Here is a 26,315-nt window from a genome sequence, read left to right as displayed (position 1 = left end):
TGATTTAAACTACAACTCTATTATAGCGTCAGTCTTAGGTTTACACCGTAGCTTCTTGTTGATGGTAAAGCACCGAACTCAAAGCCCTGGCTGGCGATATCAGCACCAAAAGCATTTTCCGGATCAACGTGCGGAATGTTAGAGTGGAGCAGCAACAGGTTACGGCCAATCAGGCTGATGCTGACACCTCTTAATTTGGCTTTGCTTACTAAAGACTGAGGCAGTTCATAGCCTAATGTCACTTCGCGAAGTTTCACAAAGCTGCCATCGAAAATATGCGCTTCATGCGTACCATAAAGAGACTGAAAATAACGCTGAGAGGAAACGTTGATGTCATTTGTAGTACCTTCCATGTCTTTCACACCTGGTACAACAATGCCTTCTTCACGGCCTTCCAGTGTTTCTTCAAGTACACCGGCATAAAGTCCGAACATGTGAGTCACTGAGAAGATATCACCACCTTTGCGCATATCTATCAGAGCGCTCAGGTTAAAGCCTTTGTAAGAGAAGGAATTACGAATACCACCTGTCCAGTCAGGAAGAATGTCACCAAGTACACGGCGCTCCGGGTCTTTTCTCGGGCGACCAACTGCATCAACCACAATATTACCGGCATCATCTCTCAGGTAGCCAGTACCGTAAAACACACCATAAGTCTCACCTGGTCTTGCCTCCAGGCTCAGCCCCCAGTAAGAACCCAGTTGGAAAGCATCAAGTCCTTCTGTAAGTGAAACCACTTCGTTCCTGTTCTTGGCAAAGTTTACGATAACCTCCCAGTTGAAACCGCCAGCAGTTTGAATTGGAGTACCTCCCACCTGGAGTTCTATACCTTCGTTTCCGATTTCACCCACGTTCACAACCTGTGACGTAAATCCTGAGGCACCAGAAGTACTGATTGGCACAATCTGGTCTACCGTCCTCTTTTTATAATAGGTAAAGTCTACATAAGCTCTATCCAGGAAGAAGCGGAGGTCAGTACCAACCTCGATGGAAGTTGTCTGCTCAGGCTGCAGGTTGGCATTAGCCAATGTGTTTGTATAAGACAGGTTAGGGGTTCCGTCCCAAGGGTCATTGGAAAAGAAAGTACCTGCTGTTCTGTAAGGATCGGTATCGTTACCAACCTGCGCCCAGGAAGCTCTCAGTTTACCATAAGAAAGCACATCGCTATCAATGCCAAAAGCATCTGTGAAAACTAAACTGGTAGATACAGAAGGGTAGAAGAAAGAGTTGTTCGCGATTGGCAGTGTAGAGGCCCAGTCGTTTCTGGCTGTTAAGTCTAAAAACAGGTAGTCTCTAAATCCAATAGTAGCCGTACCGTACAAGCTGTTTACAACGCGCTCGCTTCTGAAGTTGCTAGGAGAAGGGTTGCCCTGCGCATTCGATACGTTGTAAATTCCAGGAACTGCAAGCGCTCTCACAAGCACATCGTTCATTCTGAAGTTGTTACGTCTGGTATTACCACCAAAAGTAGCTCCAATAGAGATTTCCTCGGAGAGATCTCTATCAGCAGCAAAGAGGAAGTCGAAGTTTGTCTCGCTCACGAATCTTTCAGACTCATAGAAGCGGCCCTGTGGGAAGCCTAACGTTTCTACAGCCCAAACGCGCTTACGGTTTTCTGCAAACATGTCACCGCCACCACGCACCATCAGGTTTAACCAGTCAGTGAATTCATATTTTAACGAAACATTACCGAACAAGCGGTCACGCTGGTTGCCATTCAGGTTCTCATAAAGAATCCAGTAAGGGTTATTATGGTAGTTATAGTTCCAGTTAAACTGTGTGCCGTCTTCATTTCTGTAGTCTCTCAGCCTGTCGATATCAACCTGGCGGCCAAACCATATAAACTGCTGCATGATGTTGTCACCTGAATATCCATTTGATGGACGGTTGTTGCTCTTGTTCTGGATATAGTTGAAACTGGCAGCAGCACTCAGTTTTGGACTTAGTGTCATGTTCGTGTTCAGGCTGGCAGAGTAACGGGTTAAGTCCGTGTTCGGAATAATACCTTCCTGGTCAATATAGCCTAATGAAAGGCGGGCATTTGCTTTTTCATTTCCTCCGGTAATAGCAACGTTCGTGTTGTTGGTTATACCTGTCTGAAAAAAGTCTCTCACGTTGTTCGGACTTGCCTCCCAAGGACCTTCTCCAAAGAACTGCGTTCTGTTGCTACCATCCAGGCGCGGGCCCCAACTTTCATCCACACCGTCCATAACACCACCGCCAGCGCCGTCTACGTATTCAAATAAGCCGTTCAGCCCCTGGCCATACTCATCCTGGTAATCAGGAAGCACAAGCGGGCTTTCCAGTGTCGTGCTGTGGTCAATTGTAACACCAAGGCCCTGCGCATTTTTACCAGACTTTGTAGTTATAAGAATTACTCCGTTGGCAGCACGTGAGCCGTATAATGCGGCAGCGTTGGCACCTTTCAGCACAGAGATAGATGCGATATCATTCGGGTTGATATCAGAAGCAGCGTTACCATAGTCTACGCCACCATAACCATCGTTAGCGTTAGTGCTGTTGTTGATAGGAATACCATCTACTACAAAGAGTGGCTGGTTGTCACCTGTAAGTGAGTTGTTTCCGCGAAGTGTAATACGGGCAGAAGAACCTACCGCACCACTGGAGTTTACAATCTGCACACCCGCTACTTTACCGGAAAGGGCATTTACCACGTTTGTTTCACGGGCCTGGTTTACACTTTCACCAGCTATTTCCTGAATGGCATATCCCAGTGCTTTCTTCTCACGCTCAATACCAAGGGCAGTTACCACCACCTCACTAAGTTGCTCGGAATCAAGCCCCATCTGCACATTTACAGTATTGGAATTCCCAATATTGCGTTCAACAGTCTTGTAACCAATGTACCTGAAAACAAGCGTGTTTCTGTCTTCCGGCACACTAAGCGTAAAATTACCTTCTGGTCCTGTGGCAGTTCCTACTGTGGTTCCCTTCACAAGCACAGTAACCCCAGGTAAAGGCTGGTTTGTATTTGCATCTAACACCTGCCCAGACACAGGCCTGCTTTGTGCCATAGCCTGCTGCAGCAGCGCCACTACAAGGAGCATGCTAAGTAGTATTGTTTTTTTCATGTTATTGTTTTAAGGTGAAAAATAGAAAAGAATTAATAAGATTTTGAATCATGTTTAAAGCAACCGTAACGGCTAATTTCCTAAGTACTTAGTTCCTGTTCTGCCCTAATGCCACTATTGACTTACATCTATCAGTAACAGAAAGCTGCCTTCAAATAAGAGCAGCCACAGTATACATGCACAGAGAGTCCTTATGCATGCCTACTATATGAACAGGATGCAGCATGAACAGCAAAAAAAGAATGAAAGCTGATATATTACTTAGAGAACTTAAGCAGAAAAATTTGACACCGAAGCTACCCAGGTATCACCGCTTTGTAATGTGCTCGGGGAGAGCCTTTAGAGAGGAGAAGTAGTTCCATAGTATGCTTCGGTTAAGGTGAGAATAATTTAAAATTAAAAAATACTTTTCACTTCAACTAATTTTTAATGTTGTTTTAATCTACTATACAACTTTTTTATTATGAATGAAGAAAATTCCATTTTAAAAAAAGACACCCTCAAAACATGTATTTATACAAGGATATCATTGTAATTTTTACAGCTTCAATAGCAATACGATAAAAATACTGCATGGTTGGGTAAAGCTTGTATCTTAGGGAAGTTGCTATAAGCTATAGTCCGCTAACGAGTTATAGCTCTAATTCAGGGAGGTCAGCTTTAGCTGAAACCCAATACCGCCGTAAAGCTGATTAAATTTCATGCTGAAGGTTTCTGGCTCTATATTAGGGAAGTAGGAGCTGCCATCAAAATGGTTATACCTTTTAAAGACTTCAAAAAACAGCAGGGATTTCTCAGTCACACTGTATTTTATTTTGCCACCAAATGAATAGGAATAGCGATCGGTAAAGTACTGATTTATATCTCTCTCACCATTGTAGACAAAGGAGTGGCTCTCTATAAAGTTATAGCGCGTATAACTGAGGGTAGGTGCAAAGCGTAAGCTGCTGCCAATAAGAAAATCATATTCGATAAAGCCACTCAGGTTTATGCGTTTGCTTGGCCAGTATCCTGTATTGGGCTGTACCTGTCTGAAAGCTTCACCTCGTTTATTAAACTCTTTAATAAGATGCTGCTCCCCCACTTCAAACATCTCTACACTGCCGCTTACGCCTACATAAAAATTATATAGCGAGGCGGCAACTCCTATCGTTGTATTAAAGGAGGCGTAGTAGGAAGCCCCATAAGTATATTTTTTGTCTTCTTCGTCAGAGTCCGGCCTTGGCATCTCCCTGTAATTTAAAGAAGCCTTGCCACCGCCTGATGACAAACTAGAAATAAAATGAAGGGCAAACGCTTCTCTCTCCCGGGTCAACACAGGGCTCTCAGGCACAGAAGCTATGTCTTTGTGAAGAGACTCAGGCTGAACAGGAGCCGCGATGGCAGCTTCTAAATTCTGCAGCATAAAACTTAAGGTGCCAATTCGCCTGTCCTCTATATTGACTTGTCGTTGTTGCTCCCCCTCCTTAAACAGGTAAGGACTGCCATCGTCTGCCAGATTTTGGTTATTGTTTCTATCAATAAAATAAGACAACTCTTGATTCTCATCCAGGGCAATAAGCATCACGTTAACAGCCCCGGTCCTTACGCGTTCTGCTTTGCGCAGGTACCACAAGACAATTAATGTATCAGTGTAACCAGACAGTTCAGGCAAGCTCAGGGTTAATAATTCAAATGGTATTTTGTACTTAGGATATGCTTTAGCCAGATCAGCCGTATTTACAGTGTTGTCAGGATGCAGTTTAGCTAAGGCCACAGGCACAGACGTTGAATCTTGATTCTGGCTAAATAATTCATCAAACCTTTTTTGGGTGGCGGCAGATGAAGGATCCCCAATGTAAATGATTTGCGCGTTAACAGATGAAGTTACCAACAAAGACATGAAACAGCATATAGCTGCCAGACTTAACAAGCGATTTTTCATAGTCGGGAGATGAAAGGAACTTACAACACTCCTAAGCTATAAATTTATCCTAAAATATTAAAGCATTTTCCTAACAACTGTTAGTTCCACTATTAAAAGCCCCTGATCCCTAACTAAAAACCTGGTAAGTAATAAACGCCATCACATAAGCCAGGCCGCTCATATAAAGCAGCTGTGCCAAAGGCCATTGCCAGCTCTTTGTCTCGCGGCGCACAATGGCCAACGTGCTCACACACTGCATCGCGAACAGGTAAAAGATCATAAGCGAGAAGGCGCGGGCAGGCGTAAAGAAGGGATCTCCGTTGGCGTTCTTTTCTGTCCTCAGCTTATTTTGTATAGTGCTCACATTTTCCTCCTCTCCTATGCTATAGATAGTAGACATGGTACCTACAAACACTTCACGGGCCGCAAAGGAGGTTAGCAAAGCAATGCCTATTTTCCAGTCATACCCCAGCGGCCGGATAACGGGCTCTATGGAGCGGCCGACAATGCCGGCATAGGAAGACTCTAACTGGTAGGAGGCAATCCGGTTCTCTGTCTGCACTTCACTCAGGTTCTGCGCCTGTGCTTCTGCCAGGGCTTTTTGCCGGGCTTCCTTAAAATTATCTCCGGGTCCGTAGGAGGCCAGCACCCAAAGTATAATAGACACAGCCACGATCACTTTACCGGCCTCAAACACAAAAGCTTTCGACTTCTCTACAATCGTGAGTCCCACGTTTTTCCAGCGCGGCATTTTATACACAGGGAACTCCATGATAAAGTAACTCCGCTCACGGGCTTTGAGGATAGTTTTGAGCAGCAGTGCAGAGAAGAGAGCCGCTAAAAAGCCTATCAGGTACAGCGCCATCAGCACCAGCCCCTGCAGGTTCAGGAAACCAAAGTAGTACTTCTCCGGCACCACCAGCGCAATCAGCACCGTGTACACCGGTATGCGGGCAGAGCAACTCATCAGCGGTGTCACGAAGATGGTGATCATCCTGTCCTTCCAGTTCTCAATGGTTCTGGCCGACATCACCGCTGGCACAGCACAAGCCACTCCGGAAATGAGCGGCACCACGCTTTTTCCGTTCAGGCCAAACTTGCGCATGATTTTGTCCATCATAAAGGTCACGCGCGCCATATAGCCTGTTTCTTCCAGAATGGCAATAAAGGCAAACAGCACGGCAATCTGTGGCACAAAAATCAGCACTCCGCCAAGGCCTGCAATCACACCTTCTGTGAGCAGGTTAACCAGGGGTCCTTCAAAGTTCTCCTGTATAAGCAGGTTCAGGTTAGCTATTCCCAGATCAATGAGGTCCATGGGATAACTTGCCCAGGCAAACACCGCCTGGAAGATGAGGAACAGAATAGTAAAGAAAATAAGGTAGCCGAAAACCTTGTGCGTCAGAACCTGGTCGAGGCGGTTGCTGAATTTCTCTGCTTTATCCGCCTTTTCCACCCGCACAATGTCCAGCAGCATTTCGTTGATGCGGGTATAGCGGGCTACTGTTTCGTTGGCCTGCTGCGTGATGGAATGAAAACCTGTCTCCTGCAGCAGCGCATCCATCCAGGCCACATCCTGCTCCGACAAGAACTTCAGGCTTTTATAATGGTGGGCATACTGCAGCGCCAGGTAATCATTGTTCAGACTAAACCTGGACTTTATATCCTGTAACAAGGACTTTAGCTCCGCCGGCACCTCAAAAAAGGTAGCCTTGGTTGCCTCCAACTGCTGTGACATTACAATTTTCAGGGCTGCCACACCCAACCCCTTGCGGGCATTCATAGGTATAACCGGCACCCCCAGCTCTTTTTGCAGAGCAGGAATGTCAATTTTCACACCCTCCTGTTCGGCTACATCCACCATGTTCAGTGCCAGCACCGACGGGATCAGCAAATCTGCCAGCTGCGAAAACAACAGCAGGTTGCGCTTCAGGTTAGAAGCATCGGCAGTTACAATAACGATGTCTGGATAGTGTTTGGACGCCGGATCGTAGAGCAAGTCGATGATAACGCGCTCATCCAGCGACTTAGGGTATAGGCTATAGGTGCCCGGAAGGTCAATGATTTGCGCCTTTAACTTTGGCGTAAGCTGACTATAGCCTGTTTTTTTATCTACTGTAACACCCGGAAAGTTACCAACCTTCTGGTTAAGGCCCGTCAACTGGTTAAAAAGAGATGTTTTTCCTGAGTTCGGATTACCAATCAGGGCAATTTTTGCCATGGTTGGCTGCACAGGAGATCTCTCGACCTGCGGTATATCAGGTTGGGTAGTAACGACAGTCATGAAATAAATTTACTACTTGAGCAAAATTGTCTCGGCTTCGTCTAAACGCAGTGAGAGGGTATAGTCATTCACTATAATTGTGATGGGATCGCCAAAGGGGGCGCGGCTGTTCAGCTTCACCTCCGTGCCGGGTATACATCCCATTTCGAGCAGCTTCAGCCCCATTTCCGGGTCATTGAGGCCGCATATCACGCCGCTCTCCCCTATTTTCAGGTCGCGCACGCTTTTTTGCCCCTGCCGCTCTTCTTCCGTTTTTCGCACCTCTTATTTTTTTTATTTAGACTTATTATAAACAACTGCAAGTTACAAGGTGTTCAGTAGGAAAGCAAAAGAATTAAAGATTTGGAGGCAAGCAGGCATGAGTATCTATAAATAAGCAGGTTAAGAGATGAAAAAAATTTAGAGATGAGCGCAAAGGATACCATCCTCAAATTTCAGGATTTACTGATTCTACCTTAAAAACGCACCTACTATTACACAGTGTCAGTATGTGTTGCCGGTGAAAACATCAACAACGGCAGCAAATTTCCATACCTCCTCATTTTCAGATCAAATTTTACTCTGAATAGAAAATTCGTTTTACACGAGTGCTTACGTTGGTGAGCAACTCATAAGGAATAGTACCGATGCGCTTAGCCAATTCTACCAGTGTCAGTTGCGGGCCGAACACAGTCACCTCATCCCCGGCTTTTACATCGATTTCTGTCACATCTACCATACACATGTCCATGCACACGTTGCCGATAAGCGGGCAGCGCTGCCCGTGGATGATAACATGCCCGATACCGTTGCTGAAGCGACGGTCGTAGCCATCGGCGTAACCGATGGCAATGGTGGCAGTGGTTTTGTCTGAGTCTGCTACCCCTTTGCGGCTGTAGCCTACTGTATCGCCCTGCTTTACCTTCTTCACCTGCGACACAGTGGTTTTGAGCACACTCACCGGGCGCAGTGCCTCCTGCTCTGCTCCTGTAGCCTCCACGCCGTAAAGGCCAATGCCCAGGCGCACCATGTCGAGCTGATGCTCCGGGAAACGCACGATACCCGCTGAGTTCAGCACATGCTTCATCACCTTATAGCCCAACTGTTCCTCCACGGTATTGGCCATCGCTATGAATTGCTGGATTTGCAGCTGCGAGAAATCGTTGTGCACGGCCTCATCGGCACCGGCCAGGTGACTGAAGGCGCTCATCACCTGCACCTGCGGGTATTGTTTCAGCAAGCTGAACAGGACTTCAAAGTCCTCCTCCGTAAAACCCAGGCGGTGCATACCAGTATCCAGCTTCAGGTGTACTTTATAGGTGGCAGCGCCAGAGAGGGAGGCGACATAAGCCTGCAGCTGCTCCAAGGAATAAATCTCCGGCTCCAGGTTATACTGCCGCAGCTTAGTAAAACTATCCGGCGATGGGTTCATAACCATTATCGGCAGCGTAATACCGTTCTCGCGCAGTTGCACTCCCTCGTCGGCATAGGCCACTGCCAGGTAGTCCACGCGGTGAAACTGCAGTAGATTTGCTACTTCGGAGCTGCCGCTGCCATAGGCAAAGGCTTTCACCATCACCATCAGCCGCACATCCGGTGCGAGCTTAGAGCGGTAGTAATTGAGGTTGTACACGAGCGCGTCGAGGTTTACTTCCAGCACCGTACCATGCACTTTCTGCTGGAAAGCCTGTACAATCTTCTCGAACTCAAACACGCGCGCACCTTTCACCAGAATCAGCTCATCACGGAAACTTGCAGGGTTAAACTGTGACAGGAAATCTGCAGTTGAAAAGTAAAATACTACCGGAATACTGAACAGGCTGCTATACTTGCTGATTTTCTCGCCGATAGCAATCAGCCGCTCCACGCCTCGCGCCTGCACCAGCTCTGCTACCTGCCTGTACAGCTTCTCCTCCGGCAGGCCCGACTCCAGCAAATCAGAAAGTATAACGGTGCGCTTACCCCGCTGCGGCTGGTTTGCCAGCAAATCAAGGGCAATAGCTAATCCAGCAAGGTCGTTGTTGTAGGTATCGTCAATGAGGTAGCAGCCGTTAATGGCTTCTTTCATTTCGAGGCGCATGGCTACAGGGTGCAGGCGGTCCAGCCGGTCCTGAATCTCTGAGAGTGGCAGATTGCGGTACAGCAGCACTGCCAGGCAGTGAAGTGCGTTCTCTACAGAGGCTTCGTCGGTAAACGGAATTGCAAGCCGCTGCTTCACGCCCTGCCAGGTATAGACTACAATTGTTTTATGGCCCACCGTAGTGGTGGCTGTAACGGTTATGTCTGCCGCCTGGGTTCGGGCCCAGGTGAAAGCGTTTATACCCTGTGCCTGCACCGCCTCATGCACCAGCGCATGGTCGGCACAGTAAAAGAGCAGGTTAACGTCTTTAAACAGCTTCAGCTTCTCAGCCGCTTTCTGCTGATGGGATGTAAAGCCTTCGTCATGGGCACTGCCGATGTTCGTGAATATGCCTAAGGTTGGCTGTATGACCTGCTGCAGTTTCTCCATCTCGCCGGGTTGTGAGATGCCGGCCTCAAAAATGGCGAAGGTATGGTTTTGCTCCATCTGCCACACGCTCAGCGGCACACCCAACTGCGAATTGTAGCTGCGCGGGCTTTTTACGACCAGTTCGTCGGGGCTCAGCAGCTGCGCCAGCCATTCTTTCACAATCGTTTTGCCGTTACTTCCCGTAATCCCAATGACTGGTATCCGGAACTTTGCCCGGTGCCATGCCGCCAGCTTTTGCAGCGCTTCCAGACTGTTGTCCACCCGCAGCAGGCTTGCCTCCGGATACTGCTGCTTCAACTCCTCATCCTCGCCCTGCTCTACCACAAAAGCCCTTACGCCCTGCTGATACAGCTGCGGCAGGTACTTATGCCCATCGTTGTACTTGCCCCGGATGGCAAAAAACAGCGTGCCCGCAGGCTGCGAAAGTTTGCGGCTATCGGTGAGCAGATGCACCACAGGCAGTGGCTGCACTGATTGGACAACATGGCCTTGTACGATAGAAGTGAGTTTCTGAAATGTAAGCATGAATTCAATATAAGGCTTATGCCAAAGATAAAGTAAAGCGCTCTAAAGTTAGAAAGTTAAAGGATTAGCGAATTGAGACTGCTAACATTTTTCACTACAAAAAAACAGCTTCTTACACTTCATCTGCTTCAGCTTTCTTTACCTTTGCGCTCTTTTAAATGATTCCACTTTATGGAAACAACCAATACCAAACCATATTACGCGGCTGGCATTGCAGCTTTCGTTATCTGGGGCTTTATACCTTTCCCGCTCAAAGCGCTGGCGGCATATCCGAGTGGGCAGATTCTGTGCTTCCGGGTAGCGTTCTCCATAGTTTTGCTGCTGCTCATCTCGGTTTTGTTCCGGCGCAGGCAGCTACAGGAAACACTGGCGCAGGTGAAAGGCGCAGCAGCTCGTGAGAAGCGCCTGTTTCTGCTGTATACCTTTTTGGGCGGTGCACTGCTTACTATTAATTGGCTGGCGTTTATATATGTTATTAACCATATCAATATACAGACAGGCTCTTTTTCCTATTTGCTTTGCCCTATCCTGACGGCGGTGCTCGGTTTCATATTGCTAAAGGAGGAATTACGGACCAACCAATGGCTGGCCATCGCCCTCAGCACCCTGAGCTGTGTGCTGGTAGGCACCGGAGAATTATCGAGCCTGCTGTTTAGCCTGCTTATTGCGTTGAGTTACGCCTTTTACCTCATCACGCAGCGCCTGCTGAAGAACTACGATAAAATTATACTGCTTACGCTGCAGTTGCTGCTCTCTTTTGCTCTCCTGGCACCCTTTTACTCCTATTTTAAAGGAGAAAGCACGGTGGCGCTAAACAATCACTTCTTCCTGAATATCGCGGTTTTAAGTGCCTGCTTCACGGTCCTGCCGCTGTTCCTGAATCTTTTTGCGCTGAAAGAGCTTACCTCCGGCACCATCGGCATCCTGATGTACATCAACCCTATTATCAACTTTATAATGGCGTTCCTGTACTTTAATGAGCAGACGACCCCAACGAAACTGTTGGCGTACCTCTTGATTTTTATCTCAGTGATTATTTACAACCTGAACATTAAAGGCCGTAAAAAGCGGGGTAATGGCCTGGTCATACCACCTGTAGGCACTGCAGCGGTTTTAAAATAAGAGAAGCCCCGCCAGCTATAGCTTGCGGGGCTTCTCTTTAATTGTTGGTTACAAATTATTGTCCGTCAATATCCCGGTTTTGAGGCGTAGTTGGTATTGGGCGCTGGTTCGGATTCTCCTCAAGCTGCCTTTGCATATTCTGCTCATGCAGGCGACGTGCGGCTGTATCCACGTTAGAAGGCAAATTGCCAAACTGGTCGGCCTGCTCACCTGTTACGGCAGTATCACCGATGGCTGATGGTCGCGGCTCCATGAGGTGTTCTGCATCAGACATTTCTACAATGGCCGCTGAGGTACTTGTATCGTCGGTAGGGTTAGATGCCGGCCTCTCGCCACAGCCAAACCCTATAACAGCAGCAAAGGCCACTGCAACTCCTGTTTTGAATATATTTGATATCATTTTCATGTCTCTTTTTCAATTGGTTATTGTACTGTTTTTAACGGGCACAGCGCTAATAGGTTATATGCAAGCAAGCTTGAGGAGTTAGAGAGTTCTTTTGAATTAGAAGGTTAAAAGGTTAGAGAGTTAGAAAGTTGAGGGGTTTGAGAGTTGAGGAGTTAGAGAGTCTGTTGAATGAGTTTCAACAGACTCTCTAACTCCTCAACAACAATTAAAAATCTAACAATGCAGCAATTAAACCACAACCAGCACCTAAAAGCCGAACCCGAACATAATACCGGTTCTGGCCTTGTTGCCTTCCTGGAACGAAGTCACAAAATCGACCCGTATTACTTTGAAGATATGCTCAATACCAAGGCCCAACTCCAGGTAATTCCGCGACTCCTGCGTGTTCAGGTAATTCAGGCTGACCACCTCCTGCCATTTCAGCTTGCGGAACAGCGGGATTTTATTGAACAGGAAGCCGTTGAAGTGATGCTCATAGTGCGCCTCCAGATAGCTGTTATTGGTGCTGTAGCGGTAGTAGTCTAAAAGCTGAAAGCCGTCATATACGCCGGCAAACAAGGTGCGGTTGCCGTTGAAGTGCTTGTAGTCCATCAGGTACATCTCCTGCTTATTCCAGAAAGTGCCTCCCGTTACGCTGTACTTGCTGCGGCCAAACAGGCCCAAGCTCACATCGTCGCTGATGCGGAGGGCGGCAGTGCTGAAGTTCACATCGCTACCGAAGGCATTTATACCGGTTCGGAAACCCAGCGCAAAGGTCGGATACTTGGAGCCCAGGTTAATTTTGTTATCCGGACGGGTAATATACTCCTGCCCCGGCTGTATGCTCACATTCAGGCTCAGTGTCAGGGCCTCGTGCGGCGAAAAAGAGGCATCTGCCAGTTCGGCATTGACAGGCACGTTAGAGGTGAAGCGGCTTTCTGTGTCTCCTCCCCGACTTCGGAAGGTATAATCAGTGCTGTTTTGCATCGGCATACGATGCGCATAATCCACCCAGCCGTTAAAGTACACGCCGTTCAGCAGTTCGCTGCGGTAGCTGATGCGGCCAAAGTCGCGCTGGTACAGCTTCGTGTAGTTTCGTTCGGCCACTAACGTGTAGATAGAGTTCACAAACGGCGAGATAGGATCTACGGCGCTGATTTGCTCCACATAGCGCCCACCCTCCACTGTGACTGTGCTGTTTTTGATAGGCTCATACTGATAGGTTAGGCGCAGCTTCGCGTTCAGCTTCTCATTTGAGAAACCGTAGCGCACGGCAGGGGCAATCTCGTAGCGGGTGCGGTCTTCGAAGCGTTTGGTATACTCCATCCGCACATCGGCCACTACCCCCTCTACTGTATTGTACTGCAAAATGCTGGGCCCGCCTGTTATGCTCAGCAGCGGGTTAAAACTATAGAATCTTTTCTTATAGGTATTGGAATAGGTGTATCCCCGGATAAAGAAACTACCAATAGAAGGTTTGTTCCGTACCTGGTCCAGCGAGTCCTGGTAAGGCTTCGATTTTTTTATGACCTCCAGGCTATCTTTTTTCTGGTAATCCGTTACCTCCTCGTGTGTCAGCGGCACCGGCCTGATTTCTGCCCAATAGACTGAGTCCCGGTCATTGGCTTCTTTCTCCACCACCAGGATCTCCTTGCTGAATAGCTTGTCGTCGTGAATGGGCTGCTGCGCCTCAGGTGCCACCTCCTGTGGTTCTATGAGCTTAATCTTTGGCTTCTTCGCAGGTCTGGCTTCCGCTACCGTAGTTTCTTCTGCCGTGATAGTTGGCTCCGCCTCTACTTCCTCTAACTTAGGAGGTCTTGCATAGGCTGGCTGCACCCTATACTTTGAGTACACCGCCATAGCATACCCACCGCCCTTGAAGCCAAGGCCCGCCGCCTCAAAACTGAAGCGCTGCGACACGGGCAGCCAAATTTGCTCCGCCACCGGTGCATACACCTGCCGCACCCGGATCCAATCCACAAAGTCAATGCCAGCGTCTTTCGTTAACTTCAAATCTGTGCTGTGGATGCGCCAGCTGCCGTCTACGATGTAGATATTGCCAGAAAACACTGGGTCGTTTTTTCGGCGTGGTATGACTTTGATTTTGTTGATGGTGCGGCCGTCTTCCTGGAAAGTGCCGAGGTATTCGAAGCGGTAGTAGAAAAACGCGTTGTTGGCCAGCGGCGATACAAAGCCCCGCTCACTCAGGCCCTCCACCTTCATCAGGTTATCGTAGAAGCTGATGTTCATTTCGGAGGCCTGGTTAAAGCTGAAGCCTTTCTTCTGGCCGCTTACCTTGCTCGAAATAATGCGCTCGTTTATCTTGTTCGGCTTCTTAAAGCTCAGCTCCGACACCGACTCCGACAAATACACTATACCCGTATCTACATCTACCACTTTTATACCCAGCACCTTTGGCGGCACTTTGTCGAGGCGGTACACGCCTTTCATATACACGCGGGCACTCCAGGCTTTTGCCTCATTCTGGTGATACTTCCCCAGCCGGATGGCGTTGCGCATAATGCCGTAAGCAGGGTCTTCGTCGGATGCGCGCACTATCACTTCCTTCAGGTTCAGCACCTCCGGCTGTAGCTGCACATTCAGTTCCTGCGTGCCCTCCCCAATGGTGACCGTCTGGAATTTAGCGCGGTAACCAACATACTTAAACTCAAAAGTATAGGTGCCGGGGCTGAGTTGCAGTTGGTAGTAGCCTTCATCGTTGGATGCGGTGCCGCTGGCTGCCTCTTTGATGTAGATGCTCGCAAATGGCAGGCCCTTTCCATTTTCATCGGTAATACGCCCGCGTAGTACACCAGCCATAGAAAGGGCCGGCAGCAGAAAGAGTAGAAAGAGCAGGTAATAGTGACGCATGTGCAGGGTTTCTGGCGCTTTAGCTAAGCAGGTGGGCAAAGCTATGAGGCAAAGGGTTTTAAAACAGGGACAAAGATTTGTATAGTTAACGCAAAAATCTACACAATATGTTTATACAAGATTTACTTTTTAGCTATAAGCCGTTCTTTTCAAAGGGTTTGCTTGCCTGCGCCAGGGCCTCCTGCTTTGTCAGCCTGGTTTTGTAGCGCATATTCAGCACCACACCCAGCAGCACCAGCGCCATTCCCATATACGACCATACATTAAACGTCTCCCCAAACAGGATATAGCCTAGGATTAAGGCGTAAATGATACCGATATAGTTAAGGTTGGCTACTTTGGAGATTTCTTCGCTCTGGTATGACATCGTCATGTAGTACTGCCCCAGTTGTGTAAGCAAGCCCACCAGCAATAGCAGCGCCCAGTCCCAGCCCTCGGGCTGCACCCAATTAAACAGAGTATAACTCCCCACCACCGGCAAGGTAACCAGTGGAAAGTAAAAGATAATAACCAGCGGATGCTCCTGTGTATTAAGCTTTCGCACGATAGTGTAGGCAATGCCGGAGAAAACAGCGCTTAATACTCCCAGCCAAAGGTAGAATGTATCCACATCTGTCTCCACGCCCTCAATCACCAGCACCCCGCAAAACGACAACAGGAAAAACACCCACTGCCAGGGTCGCACCCGTTCCTTCACCATAAAGATGCCCAGTATTGCCGTGAAGATGGGCGACATATATTGCACCATGGCTGCCGTGGCCAACGGTATATTCTGAAGAGTGTTGAAGAAGAGAATTAGTGCCGTTGCCCCCACTGCTCCTCGTGCAATCAGCCAACCTCGGTTGTTCCCCCACACGCTCACATTAGCCCTGCGCAAGTAGGCGTAGCTGATTACCAGTGAAATGATAGATCGGAACATAATCACCTCCACCGCCGGTATATGCGACACCAGCTTCACGCTAACGTTCATCAGCGAAAAGAACAGCGTGGACAGCAACATGTATTTAACTCCTTTGGAAAGCATATACCTCAAGTCAAGGCTGCAAAGGTCTTGATTAGTATTGTTGATTGCTAATAGTTGCTCTTAATGGTTAAATGGCTGAATTGTTAAATGGTTGGGTGTTGTTAGAAAGAGAGGCTAAACACATAACCGCACCATTTTGACTTTTTAACTTTCTAACGCTCTAACCTTCTAACTTAAAATTCTGCTCAGAACCATGTACGCCGGCAGTTTGTTTATATTTGAACAACTAACCCACCCAACAGATTTGGAGCGACAAAAGCAACAGAAGCATTATACCCCTAAAGAAGCGTTAATAAAAGCGGCAGCCTACTGTGCCTATCAGGAGCGCACACAGCAGGAGGTCCGGACAAAGCTCTACTCCTACGGCCTGGAGCCGGACGACGTGGAAGAGTTGATCGTGCGCCTGAGCCAGGAGAAGCTGATTGACGAGGAACGCTACGCGCAGAGCTATGTACGCGGCAAGTATGGCCTGAAAAAGTGGGGCCGCCGCAAAATTACGCAGGGCCTGAAAAGCAAGGGCATCTCCGACTACTGCATCAAACAGGGCATGAAAGAAATTGACTTGGATGTATATGAGGAAAATCTCCTGAACCTACTGGAAAAGAAAAATGCCACTGAAAAAGAAAAAAATCCCTTCGCACGCCGCCAGAAGCTAAGCTATTTCCTGATGAGCAAAGGCTATGAAAATGACTTGGTGCAGGACGCGTTGAAGAAGTTAGAAAATTAAAAAGTTAGAAAGTCGAAAAGGAACTACTGGCGCCGGTATCTAACCGGTGACGTAGCGTAGGCTTGAGTCCCTAAAATCACTTGTGTAAAATAATCTCTCCCCAGCCCTCTCCTAAAAGCTAGTTTCCCGTTATAGCCTCTGCTAAACAGACAGAGAGTTCCTTGCACCTGCCCCGTGCTGTCCTAAATTATATATAGTTTTCAGTATCAAACTCGTGCTACGAAATACATGATACGTGTGTCGCCTCTAACGCTTCGGCGGCACTTGCGGGTTTTGGATTCTGCGCTGCGGCACCAGCACGACGCGGCGGCCGGTGATTTCCTCCAGCATGGGCTTTAGTATTTTCTCAGCATTTACTGTCGTCTGGCGCAGGATGCCGGAGTTCAGGGCGGCCTTCTTTACGTTCTGCTCGGCATACTTGTACCCTTCCTCCACCAACTCTGCATCCTGAAAGTAAGTGTTTTCTTTGCTGAATACCTTTGATTTGCTGTGGTCTACTTTATAGTAGCAGATTTCGGGGGCAGGCAAAGCCACCTGCACCAGCGTATCTCCCTGAAACTGGATATCAGCCTGCGTGATTTTGGCAAAATCCACACAGCCCACGGCTTCACCAGACACGATGAGCACCAATTTAGAGTTAGGTATAAAGCGGGAGACGGTTTTCTCATACTCCACCACGTCTTTAAAATTGTAGCGCACCAGTTCCATACGGCCCATGTCTTCCACTGAGGTCAACACCGTATTAAAGTTTACCACCACCTCCGGCACCTTTTCCTTCTCATCTTTATCAAAATAGCTTCCGAAGATGCGCCAGAAAAAAATACCAGCCACAAGGATAAGAATCCAGGGAATGAGTTTAAACAGGAGGCGGAGCAGGGGCATGTAGAGGAATAAGTTTTTTAGATGCGCGTGAAATTATATTACTTTTACGCTATTTCAACACAAATCATGCCCAATAAGTTACAGGCAGTGCTGCCTCACCCCCAGCTAAGCCCCGCAGCCGAAATGAGAATCCAGGTGGCGCTAGCAGTGCTTTGGATAGTGCTGCATACGGTGCTTTTCTGGAAATATGGCGTCCGCACCACCGATGACTCCAGGGAGTACTTAACCTATGCCCACGCCATTGCAGACGACTTTTACTTCGCTAACAACTACTACATTAAGCACCTGGGTTACCCGCTGTTTCTCGCACTTCTGTTTAAGCTGGGTCTTTGTTTGAAAGGAGTCATTATTGTGCAGACCTTACTTTCAGGTGTTGCCACTATGTTCTTCTACCGCACGACAAAACTTTTGGCCGGCAACGCACTCGCTCCTGCCCTCGCCACTTTTGTGCTGATTATATGGTATGATCTGCAACTGTTTCATGCCTTTATTATGACGGAGTCACTGTATGTCAGCCTGCTGATGTTTGCGTTCTACCTAATTGTGAAAGCGGACTCGGTGAGGCAGTCGCTTTGGGCAGTTCCGGTGCTGCTTTATGTGGCGCTGGTTCGGCCAAATGGTTTTATTGCATTGGTCGCCTATATGGCATACCTGATTACGATAGCTTATCTGGCAGCGCCTACTAAACAGGCCCGCCGGTTGCTCTTACTGGTCGTTCTTGTTGTGCCGCTTGCTTCCATCCTGGTTGTGGACCAGTACCTGCTGCAGTCTTTTACAGTAGTAGAAACCTATGAAAAAGGAGAGGTGATTTACCTGTATAAGGGCCTGTTGGTGCATTCAGATAAGCCCATCATCATGCCTCCAGAGCACGCCTCCCCGCTTACAAAGCTCTACCTTTTTGTACGCGACAATACCTCCTACTTTTTTCGGATGTCTGCCTTGCGGTTTCTGCTTTTCTGGGGAAATGTAAAGCCTTTCTTTTCAGTATTCCATAACACCATGATTGCGCTGCTTCTCTACCCCTTGTATTTGTTCGGAGCTATTGCGCTATTGAAAGACCGTATTCCGCTACCTATCAGGATATTTAGCGTGTTACTGGTGCTACAGCAGGCATTCATCACTACCATTACAAGCGAAAACGAAACCGGGCGCTTCCTGATGAGTATCGTGTTCATTGTTTTCGCCTTTGGAGCCACAGGAATAAGCTGGCAAATTGAAAAGTGGAAAACCGGAACCTCGCGATAGTTATACCTCCACCCCCAGCCGCTCCTTGAAACCGGCGTTGCCCTGTAAGCCACCGGTATGAATAGCCACAACGCGGCTGCCTTTGGGGAAGTAGCCTTGCCGAATCAAGTCGAAGAGACCGTACATCATTTTGCCGGTGTAGACTGGTTCCAGCGGGATATGGTACTGACTTTGAAAGGCCTGCATAAAAGTCAGCAGTTCCGGCTTTACTTTTGCGTAGCCGCCGAAGTGGTAGTCAGTAATAAGTTGCCAGTTGTGATAGGTTTGAACACTGTATTTGTAAATCAGCTGCTGTATTTCCTTTTGCAGAAAATCACCACCTTTTAGCGCCGAAAATGCCAGTACCTGCTTCTCCCCCGCCAGTCCTGCTATAATGCCTGCCACTGTGCCACCTGTTCCGGATGCGCAGCATATGTAGTCATAGTCAATGGCAATATCTTCTATGATTTCGGTGCAGCCTTTTACCGCTAAATTGTTAGTGCCTCCCTCTGGTAGTACATAAGGCTGATAGTACTGTTCCGACAGCTCCTGCAGAAAAGCAGGGTCATCTTTCTGCCGGTACTTTTCGCGGGACACATATTGCAGTTGCATGCCGCAGGAGGTGGCAAAGCGGAGTGTGGGGTTCAACGGCAGGTGCTCCTCTCCCCGGATAACACCGACTGTTTTGAAGCCGAACGCTTTGCCCGCTGCCGCTGTAGCCGCAATGTGGTTAGAGTAGGCACCGCCGAAGGTCAGCAGTGTGTGGTGTTGCAGCTGTTCTGCCTCCTGCAGGTTATATTTCAGCTTACGCCATTTATTGCCTGATATATCGGGGTGCAGCAAGTCCTCCCGCTTTATCCAAAGCGCTACCTGGTGTTCCTGCAGGAGTGAGTCTTTTAATTGTTGCAGTGGTGTTTCCATGTTTCAAAAAGAAGCCTCAGCGTTGGCTGAGGCTCTTATTTATTGTCTGAATCAGGATTTACAGGGTGAAAGAAGGATATTTAGGATTTGCCTCAATATGTGATTTATACCTCCCTCAACTTTCTAACTCTCTAACTTTCTAACTCCCAAACTCTCTAACTTTTCAACTCACTTACACTTTCTCTACTACAGGTACTTCTTTTGTTGGTTTCTTCTTCACACCGTAAGCAATGGCTCCTACTATCACCAGCAGCAACAGAATAGACGACACAAGTGAGACAGTGTTGCCCAGCGTATAAGCCTTTGGAGCAAACCTGAACTCGATGGTATGCTGCCCGGCAGGCACCTGCATCGCACGCAGCACATAGTTGGCACGGATGTGATCTACGGGCTGGCCGTCGAGGTAAGCCTGCCAGCCATCAGCATAGTATACTTCAGAGAACACCACCAGGCCTCCTTCCGCTGCCTGGTACTCATACTTCAGGTAATTTGGCTGGTACTCCACTAGTTCAATGTTGGCGTTATCAGCCGTAAAATTACGCTCCTCAACAGGGAACTTCGTTACGTCTACCACAGCGGTGGTGCCAGCATCAAACATAGTCAGGGCATCCAACTCTTCATCCGGCGACTGCACCGGGTTTACTTCCTCCACAAACCAGGCATTGCCCAAGGCACCCGGCACACGCTGCACCGGCTGTTTTGGATCACCTGTAATTGCGTAGCGCGTATTCAGCATGCGGTAAACTTCTAGGTTGTTACGTGCAATGTGGCGATCAATCAGGTCCTGGTAACGACGCAGCTTCGCACCGTGGTAACCTCCAATCGATTTGTGATAGTAAGAGGTGCGGGCTTCGTTGAATGGGTTCGGCAGGTTAATAACCCGGAAACTCAGGTCCTGGTCCTGCATAATCAACTGATCGACTGGCGTAGGCTGGAAGTAGTTGGCTACTACGTTTTGCTTAAAATCAGTATTGTTCAGGTAACGCTTGTCTACGCTCCACAAATCTACCAGCAGCAGTACACCAACACCTGCAATGGCCACAGTAGCAGAAAGCTTGTTCTTTACAAAGAAGTACAGTAAACCTACAGCTAACAGGATAAACGCAAAGGAACGGAAGGCATCGCTGCGCATCATGCTTTCGCGGTCGGCACGAATTGCATCAATAGGGAACTGGGCCTGCATCAGTTGCTGATCAGAGCCACCTACAAAGCTTGCTGTTCCGGCGAAAAGCCACACGAGCAAGCAAATTCCTGCTGTAATACCGCCTGAGATGAGGAGCTTCTTATCAAGCCCTTCTATGCGACCTCTTTCATTGATGAGTTTCCAGAGAGCCAGTATCGCGAGGAAGGGCATGGTAATCTGGGCAATAACCAAGGCCGAGGATACAGCTCTGAATTTGTTGTAGCCCGGGAAATAATCGAACATGAAGTAGTTAAAGGCTTCAAAGTTCTTTCCCCACGCCAGCATAAAGGAGAGTATGGTGCCGGCTACCAGCCAACTCACCCAGCGTTTGTTCACAATAAAAATGCCCAGTACAAACAGGAAGCATACAATGGCTCCCACGTATACAGGCCCACTGGTCATTGGCTGAGGGCCCCAGTAAATCGGCAAGCCCTGTTTCACGATCTGCTCTGCCTGCACCGGCGGCACGCCCATTCTGGTAAAGGCACTGTAGGTTTCTGAGTCTGTTTCTAAGGAAGCAGCACTGCTACCGCCGTAAAAGTCGGGGATAAGCAGGGTCATGGTTTCGCTGATGCCATAACTCCAGTTAAAGGCATACTCCCTGTCCAAGCCACTGCCAACACGCTCTCCGCTGTTTGGCTGTGTCAGTTCTGACTTGCCCCGAATGCTGTGCTCGCTGTATTCAGCAGTAGTGTACAGTCTTCCGAAGTTAACGCCCACAGCCAGTATAGCCGCTACTGCCAACACTAGTCCGCGCTTCAGAAGCTCTGCAAAGGTGCCGTGCTTGATGGCGTAGACTATCTCTACCACCGCAAAAACGATTATCAGCAGCAGCATGTAATACGTCATCTGCAGGTGGTTGAAGTGCAGGTTCATCGTCAGGCCTACGGCAAACAGCGCGGCTCCAATCCAGAGGTTGCGGCGCAGCGCGTAAATCAGGCCAGCCAGCACCATCGGGATGTAGGCAATTGTTAAGGACTTTGTATTATGGCCTGCCTCTAATATAATGATGTTGTAGGAGGTGAGGGAGAAGGCGATGGCGCCTACAATGGCCAGCCACGAGCTCATGCCCATAGCCACCAGCAGAATGTAAGCACAAATCAGTGTCGCAAAGATATTACCCGCCAGGGCTGGCAGGTTAAAAGTCAAAGCAGAGTGAATGTATCGGGACCAGTCGCCGGGGAAGTGCGTGTTGATCAGGTAGGCGGGCATACCGCTGAACATGGAGTTCGTCCAGAGCGCCTCTTCGCCAGTAGTCTCACGGTAATTCTGTATTTCTCTGGCGCTGCCCTGGAACTGCTGGATGTCGTTCTGCGCCAGGCCTTTGTCCTGAAAAAGAACCGGTGAGAAGTATACGGCCGTTAAAATCAGGAAAATAAGAACAGCGATGATGTGTGGTAAGGCATCCCGCTTAAAATCGAAGGAAGTGGTTGTCATAACTTTCAAAAACCTCAGAATAGAGGTTGAAAGATAACAGTTTTATTTCACTTCTTCATAATCGACATATTCCCCACCGTTGAAATCCTTCCGCTCCGGTTTCTCTGGAATATAGTCGATCTTCACGTTGCCCTTAGCTCTGCCGTTCTGCTGGCTGCCGTTACTGTGGGGGGCTTGTTGCTGGCGTTGCTGCTGGTGCATGTTAGAGTAAAAGAAGGTGCCGTTGCGCACTTTCTTCTTAATGAACATCCCCAACAGCCACCTGAACAACACTGGTGCAACCATACGGATGAAGAAAATAATGAGTAGTACGGTGAATATGAATTTGATCATGATAAAGCTCTCTTACGTAAGGTACATACTGCAAAAACAGTACCCATATTTACTTACAACTCCTCTGCCAAAACTTTGTTATATGCCTTTTTGGCGTAATGTCCGCAAAGATAGGAAGTATACCTTAAAATGCATTTGCGATCGGGTTAGTTCCTGGAAGAGATAACCAGTCATATCTTATTGTTCACAGAGCCTCATAAAGGCAGCGCCTTTGAAGACCAAGTTACAGCCTTTGAACCAGCGGCAACAAAAAGCCCCCTCATTGCTGAGGAGGCTTTGCATTTTGGTTTAGCTACTGGAGTTACTTACTTAAGTACAGGTTTCTTTCAGAGTATACCTGGGTGAAGTAATCGTCATCCAGGTCATCAATGAAGTAGATGGCCTCACCGGTTGATTTCATCTCCGGGCCAAGCTCCTTATTCACTTCCGGGAACTTGTTGTAAGAGAACACCGGCACTTTGATGGCATACCCGTGCTTGTAAGGGTTAAACTCAAAGTCCTTCACCTTCTTCTCGCCCAGCATAATCTTGGTGGCGTAGTTGATGTACGGCTCTCTGTACGCTTTCGCGATGAACGGGAATGTACGCGAAGCACGCGGGTTGGCCTCAATGATGTATACCGTTTCATTTTTGATGGCGAACTGGATGTTGATGACACCAACTGTTCGCAACGCTACCGCAATTTTCTTGGTATACTCTTCAATCTGGTTAAGCACGTTCTCGCTCAGGTCAAACGGAGGCAGCACTGCGTAAGAGTCGCCGGAGTGGATACCAGCTGGCTCAATGTGTTCCATAATACCGCAGATATGCACATCTTCACCGTCGCAGATAGCGTCGGCCTCTGCTTCAATGGCATTGTCGAGGAAATGGTCTAACAGCACCTTGTTACCTGGGTGGTCTTTCAGCAGGTCGATCACGTGGGCTTCCAGTTCCTTATTGTTTATCACAATTTTCATGTTCTGCCCACCCAGCACGTAGCTCGGGCGCACCAGCAGCGGAAACTTCAGATCCTTGCTCAGTTCCAGTGCCTCCTCAGCCGACTCAATAACAGCAAATGGCGGGTACGGAATACCTAGGTCACGCAGCAGTGAGGAGAAAGAGCCACGGTCTTCTGCCAGGTCCAGGGCCTGGTAGCTGGTCCCGAAGATTTTGATGCCAAAGCGATCCAGTTTCTCTGCCAGCTTCAGGGCTGTCTGTCCGCCTAACTGCACAATTACACCTTCGGGCTTTTCGTGCAGGATGATGTCGTAAATATGCTCCCAGAACACCGGCTCGAAGTACAGTTTATCAGAGATATCAAAATCTGTACTCACCGTTTCGGGGTTACAGTTGATCATAATGGTCTCGTAGCCGCACTCTCTCGCCGCCAGCACCCCATGCACACAGCTGTAGTCGAACTCGATGCCCTGCCCGATCCGATTAGGGCCGGAGCCAAGCACCACTACCTTCTTCTTGTCTGTTACGATGCTCTCGTTTTCGCCGTCGAAGGTGCTGTAGTAGTAAGGTGTGTTGGCCTCAAACTCAGCGGCGCAGGTATCCACCATTTTAAACACACGATTGATACCTAATTCAGTGCGTTTGGTGTGCACTTCACTTTCCTTGCAGCGCAGCAGGTGGGCAATCTGGCGGTCGGCATAGCCTTTCACCTTCGCTTCGCGCAGCAGGCCGGCTGGTATGTTGGCTAAGTTATACTTGCCAATTTCCTTCTCCATCACGTCCAGTTCCTCAATCTGGGCCAGGAACCACGGATCGATCTTCGTGAGGTTGTAAATGGTGCTGGTCGGGATACCGATGCGCATGGCATCTTTGATGCTGAACAGGCGGTTCCAGCTGGGGTTCTTCAGGCTGTCGATCAGCTCGTCGTAGCCTGTTTTCTCTTTGCCGTCGGCGCCTATACCGTTGCGTTTGATTTCAAGGCTCTGGCAGGCTTTCTGCAGCGCCTCCTGAAAGGTACGGCCAATACCCATCACCTCGCCCACAGACTTCATCTGCAGCCCCAGCGTTCGGTTCACGCCCGGGAACTTATCGAAGTTCCAACGTGGTATCTTCACAATCACGTAGTCCAGCGCCGGCTCAAAGTAGGCGGACGTGGTCTTTGTGATGGCATTTTTCAGTTCATCCAGGTTATAACCGATAGCCAGCTTTGCAGCCACCTTCGCGATAGGATAACCAGTGGCTTTGGAAGCAAGGGCAGAAGAACGGGAAACGCGGGGGTTAATCTCAATCGCGATGATGCTATCATCATCCGGGCTCACAGAGAACTGCACGTTACAGCCGCCTGCAAACTGCCCGATGCCGTTCATCATTTTGATGGCCAGGTCGCGCATGTGCTGGTACACCGTGTCCGGCAGTGTCATGGCCGGGGCCACCGTAATGGAGTCTCCAGTGTGCACGCCCATCGGGTCAAAGTTCTCGATGGAGCAGATAATGATGACGTTGCCGATGTTATCGCGCAGCAGTTCGAGCTCGTATTCTTTCCAGCCAAGTATGCTTTTCTCAACCAGCACCTCGTGCGTGGGAGAAGCATGCAGGCCACGGGTAAGAGCCGCGTCAAACTCCTCCGCCGTATGCACAAAGCCACCACCGTAGCCGCCTAATGTAAAAGACGGTCGGATTACGAGCGGAAATCCTATCTCCTGAGCAATTTCTTTCCCTTCGAGGAAGGAGGTGGCCGTTTCGCCCTGGCAAACATTGACGCCAAGCTCTATCATTTTCAGCCGGAACTGCTCCCGGTCCTCCGTCGTCTCGATGGCTTTGATATCCACACCGATGATGCGCACGCCGTACTTTTTCCAGATACCGGCTTTATCACAATCAATGGCAAGATTCAATGCTGTCTGGCCGCCCATCGTTGGCAGCACCGCATCGATTTTATGCTTTTCTAATATCTGAACGATATACTTCTTCTCCAGCGGCTTGAGATACACATGGTCCGCCGTCACCGGGTCCGTCATAATCGTGGCCGGGTTGGAGTTGATGAGTATCACTTCTATCCCCTCCTCGCGTAGCGAGCGGGCGGCCTGGGAGCCGGCGTAATCGAATTCACAGGCCTGGCCGATGATGATGGGACCAGAACCAATAATAAGAACGGATTTAATACTGGTGTCTTTAGGCATTTGGATTGGTATGTATAAATTGCCCAAAGTTAAGGCTAAAAGTTATAGGAGGCAAAGTAAAAATGTGTTGATTTGAAATTAGTCAAATTATATGGCCGTTTTTTAACGCTCTGGCACATTTTAGTATCAAAACATATTTATTCCTTACGGAACCTCCACTTTCGGCGCTATCAGAATGCTGCAGTAGTATTTATACTTTGAGTTGGGGTTATAAGCAATACCGATGCCGATGTGCGTAGCGGGTGTACTTTCCTCGTTCAGGCTGAGCAGGTGCTTGCGGTGGCCCAGGGAAGGCACACCCTGGTCCTCTATCAGCTGCTGCACAAACACCAGCGGGCTTTCTGTGTTTGCCGCAATGGACTCTACGTTGTTAGCGCGGGCTTCTTTCGAGTAATAAGACGGAAGCGGGTAGTTTACCTGCCACAGGTAATAATTCAAACCCTTGCCTTTTTTATCTATATGGCCGAAGTAGTTGTGCCTGGCCATGTCCTCGGCTTTCTGCTGGGCCAGCTTTGCCAGTGCGTCGTCCCAGGTAAAGGGGGCGCGTGGTGATATTTTAGCCAGTGCCGGCAGCTTATACTTCTGGGCGTACAGCTTCGGGTTTTGCCGCACAGCGTTCAGTTCTTCAAAATTTGCTTTAGCAGCAGACTTCAGGCTCTCATCTGCCCGCTGTACCTGTGGCATCAAAAAGACCAGCCACAACAGCGCATACTTCATCAACATCATAAGTCTCTCTTTTACACTTCTCTTAACGCTGAATGGAAGTATTAATTGAGTGGTAGCAAACAAACCTGCC

General features: G+C 48.7%; 17 protein-coding genes. 3 read left to right on the top strand and 14 right to left on the bottom strand.

The window, feature by feature from the left end; translation table 11 throughout:
- Window positions 1–20: 20 nt before the first annotated feature.
- The 5 genes from E1919_RS11745 to E1919_RS11725 all read right to left on the bottom strand — a co-directional run bounded on the left by E1919_RS11745 (window position 21) and on the right by E1919_RS11725 (window position 10,295).
- On the bottom strand, window positions 21–3,092 hold the full coding sequence (locus E1919_RS11745; protein WP_162053597.1) for a SusC/RagA family TonB-linked outer membrane protein: 3,072 nt from the start codon (window positions 3,090–3,092) through the stop codon (window positions 21–23).
- Between the two features lie 640 nt (window positions 3,093–3,732).
- The gene (locus tag E1919_RS11740) at window positions 3,733–4,848 is read right to left on the bottom strand and encodes a hypothetical protein (RefSeq protein ID WP_162053596.1); all 1,116 of its coding nucleotides are present in this window, start codon (window positions 4,846–4,848) and stop codon (window positions 3,733–3,735) included.
- Between the two features lie 277 nt (window positions 4,849–5,125).
- Window positions 5,126–7,219, bottom strand: coding sequence for a ferrous iron transport protein B (gene feoB, locus E1919_RS11735; protein ID WP_394351769.1), 2,094 nt, complete (start codon window positions 7,217–7,219; stop codon window positions 5,126–5,128).
- Window positions 7,220–7,294: 75 nt separating this feature from the next.
- Complete coding sequence (locus tag E1919_RS11730) at window positions 7,295–7,543, bottom strand: FeoA family protein (protein ID WP_162053594.1); 249 nt, start codon at window positions 7,541–7,543, stop codon at window positions 7,295–7,297.
- Between the two features lie 295 nt (window positions 7,544–7,838).
- Window positions 7,839–10,295, bottom strand: coding sequence for a bifunctional UDP-N-acetylmuramoyl-tripeptide:D-alanyl-D-alanine ligase/alanine racemase (locus tag E1919_RS11725; RefSeq protein ID WP_162053593.1), 2,457 nt, complete (start codon window positions 10,293–10,295; stop codon window positions 7,839–7,841).
- Between the two features lie 171 nt (window positions 10,296–10,466).
- On the opposite strand from E1919_RS11725, the gene E1919_RS11720 reads away from it, so the two are divergent.
- On the top strand, window positions 10,467–11,417 hold the full coding sequence (locus E1919_RS11720; protein WP_162053592.1) for an EamA family transporter: 951 nt from the start codon (window positions 10,467–10,469) through the stop codon (window positions 11,415–11,417).
- A 55-nt stretch (window positions 11,418–11,472) separates the two neighbouring features.
- On the opposite strand, the gene E1919_RS11715 is transcribed toward E1919_RS11720, so the two are convergent.
- The 3 genes from E1919_RS11715 to E1919_RS11705 all read right to left on the bottom strand — a co-directional run bounded on the left by E1919_RS11715 (window position 11,473) and on the right by E1919_RS11705 (window position 15,697).
- Window positions 11,473–11,817: a hypothetical protein gene (locus tag E1919_RS11715; protein ID WP_237144299.1), complete on the bottom strand. Its 345-nt coding sequence runs from the start codon at window positions 11,815–11,817 to the stop codon at window positions 11,473–11,475.
- 252 nt (window positions 11,818–12,069) lie between these two features.
- Window positions 12,070–14,673 carry a DUF5686 and carboxypeptidase regulatory-like domain-containing protein gene (locus E1919_RS11710; protein ID WP_162053590.1) on the bottom strand — a complete coding sequence of 868 codons (2,604 nt, stop codon included), beginning with the start codon at window positions 14,671–14,673 and terminating at the stop codon, window positions 12,070–12,072.
- A gap of 133 nt (window positions 14,674–14,806) precedes the next feature.
- Entirely contained in the window at window positions 14,807–15,697 is an 891-nt protein-coding gene (locus E1919_RS11705; RefSeq protein ID WP_262888709.1) for a DMT family transporter, read from the bottom strand.
- A gap of 244 nt (window positions 15,698–15,941) precedes the next feature.
- On the opposite strand from E1919_RS11705, the gene E1919_RS11700 reads away from it, so the two are divergent.
- Window positions 15,942–16,424 carry a regulatory protein RecX gene (locus E1919_RS11700; RefSeq protein ID WP_162053588.1) on the top strand — a complete coding sequence of 161 codons (483 nt, stop codon included), beginning with the start codon at window positions 15,942–15,944 and terminating at the stop codon, window positions 16,422–16,424.
- Window positions 16,425–16,670: 246 nt separating this feature from the next.
- Here E1919_RS11700 and E1919_RS11695 read toward each other — a convergent pair whose 3' ends face one another.
- Window positions 16,671–17,306 carry a DUF4230 domain-containing protein gene (locus tag E1919_RS11695; RefSeq protein ID WP_162053587.1) on the bottom strand — a complete coding sequence of 212 codons (636 nt, stop codon included), beginning with the start codon at window positions 17,304–17,306 and terminating at the stop codon, window positions 16,671–16,673.
- 66 nt (window positions 17,307–17,372) lie between these two features.
- Between E1919_RS11695 and E1919_RS11690 the strand changes: the two genes are divergently transcribed.
- The gene (locus E1919_RS11690) at window positions 17,373–18,551 is read left to right on the top strand and encodes a hypothetical protein (RefSeq protein WP_162053586.1); all 1,179 of its coding nucleotides are present in this window, start codon (window positions 17,373–17,375) and stop codon (window positions 18,549–18,551) included.
- On the opposite strand, the gene E1919_RS11685 is transcribed toward E1919_RS11690, so the two are convergent.
- From E1919_RS11685 to E1919_RS11665, 5 genes are all read right to left on the bottom strand, one after another.
- Window positions 18,552–19,451: a 1-aminocyclopropane-1-carboxylate deaminase/D-cysteine desulfhydrase gene (locus E1919_RS11685; RefSeq protein ID WP_162053585.1), complete on the bottom strand. Its 900-nt coding sequence runs from the start codon at window positions 19,449–19,451 to the stop codon at window positions 18,552–18,554.
- A gap of 172 nt (window positions 19,452–19,623) precedes the next feature.
- Complete coding sequence (locus E1919_RS11680; protein ID WP_162053584.1) at window positions 19,624–22,071, bottom strand: YfhO family protein; 2,448 nt, start codon at window positions 22,069–22,071, stop codon at window positions 19,624–19,626.
- Between the two features lie 42 nt (window positions 22,072–22,113).
- Entirely contained in the window at window positions 22,114–22,404 is a 291-nt protein-coding gene (locus E1919_RS11675; protein ID WP_162053583.1) for a DUF4834 family protein, read from the bottom strand.
- Window positions 22,405–22,705: 301 nt separating this feature from the next.
- On the bottom strand, window positions 22,706–25,519 hold the full coding sequence (gene carB, locus E1919_RS11670; RefSeq protein WP_162053582.1) for a carbamoyl-phosphate synthase large subunit: 2,814 nt from the start codon (window positions 25,517–25,519) through the stop codon (window positions 22,706–22,708).
- Window positions 25,520–25,663: 144 nt separating this feature from the next.
- On the bottom strand, window positions 25,664–26,245 hold the full coding sequence (locus tag E1919_RS11665) for a CAP domain-containing protein (protein WP_162053581.1): 582 nt from the start codon (window positions 26,243–26,245) through the stop codon (window positions 25,664–25,666).
- Between the last annotated feature and the right edge of the window lie 70 nt (window positions 26,246–26,315).

The organism is Pontibacter pamirensis, from assembly GCF_010015475.1.
Classification (GTDB): domain Bacteria; phylum Bacteroidota; class Bacteroidia; order Cytophagales; family Hymenobacteraceae; genus Pontibacter; species Pontibacter pamirensis.
Note: the sequence above shows the minus strand (reverse complement) of the source record. Positions and strands in the feature narration are given on the sequence as shown.

What these genes read in the sequence shown, in the direction of transcription:
- E1919_RS11745 (WP_162053597.1), bottom strand. Translation starts at nt 3,092, where the DNA reads ATGAAAAAAACAATACTACTTAGCATGCTCCTTGTAGTGGCGCTGCTG.
- feoB (WP_394351769.1), bottom strand. Translation starts at nt 7,219, where the DNA reads ATGGCAAAAATTGCCCTGATTGGTAATCCGAACTCAGGAAAAACATCT.
- E1919_RS11725 (WP_162053593.1), bottom strand. Translation starts at nt 10,295, where the DNA reads ATGCTTACATTTCAGAAACTCACTTCTATCGTACAAGGCCATGTTGTC.
- E1919_RS11720 (WP_162053592.1), top strand. Translation starts at nt 10,467, where the DNA reads ATGGAAACAACCAATACCAAACCATATTACGCGGCTGGCATTGCAGCT.
- E1919_RS11715 (WP_237144299.1), bottom strand. Translation starts at nt 11,817, where the DNA reads ATGATATCAAATATATTCAAAACAGGAGTTGCAGTGGCCTTTGCTGCT.
- E1919_RS11710 (WP_162053590.1), bottom strand. Translation starts at nt 14,673, where the DNA reads ATGCGTCACTATTACCTGCTCTTTCTACTCTTTCTGCTGCCGGCCCTT.
- E1919_RS11705 (WP_262888709.1), bottom strand. Translation starts at nt 15,697, where the DNA reads ATGCTTTCCAAAGGAGTTAAATACATGTTGCTGTCCACGCTGTTCTTT.
- E1919_RS11695 (WP_162053587.1), bottom strand. Translation starts at nt 17,306, where the DNA reads ATGCCCCTGCTCCGCCTCCTGTTTAAACTCATTCCCTGGATTCTTATC.
- E1919_RS11690 (WP_162053586.1), top strand. Translation starts at nt 17,373, where the DNA reads ATGCCCAATAAGTTACAGGCAGTGCTGCCTCACCCCCAGCTAAGCCCC.
- E1919_RS11685 (WP_162053585.1), bottom strand. Translation starts at nt 19,451, where the DNA reads ATGGAAACACCACTGCAACAATTAAAAGACTCACTCCTGCAGGAACAC.
- E1919_RS11680 (WP_162053584.1), bottom strand. Translation starts at nt 22,071, where the DNA reads ATGACAACCACTTCCTTCGATTTTAAGCGGGATGCCTTACCACACATC.
- E1919_RS11675 (WP_162053583.1), bottom strand. Translation starts at nt 22,404, where the DNA reads ATGATCAAATTCATATTCACCGTACTACTCATTATTTTCTTCATCCGT.
- carB (WP_162053582.1), bottom strand. Translation starts at nt 25,519, where the DNA reads ATGCCTAAAGACACCAGTATTAAATCCGTTCTTATTATTGGTTCTGGT.
- E1919_RS11665 (WP_162053581.1), bottom strand. Translation starts at nt 26,245, where the DNA reads ATGATGTTGATGAAGTATGCGCTGTTGTGGCTGGTCTTTTTGATGCCA.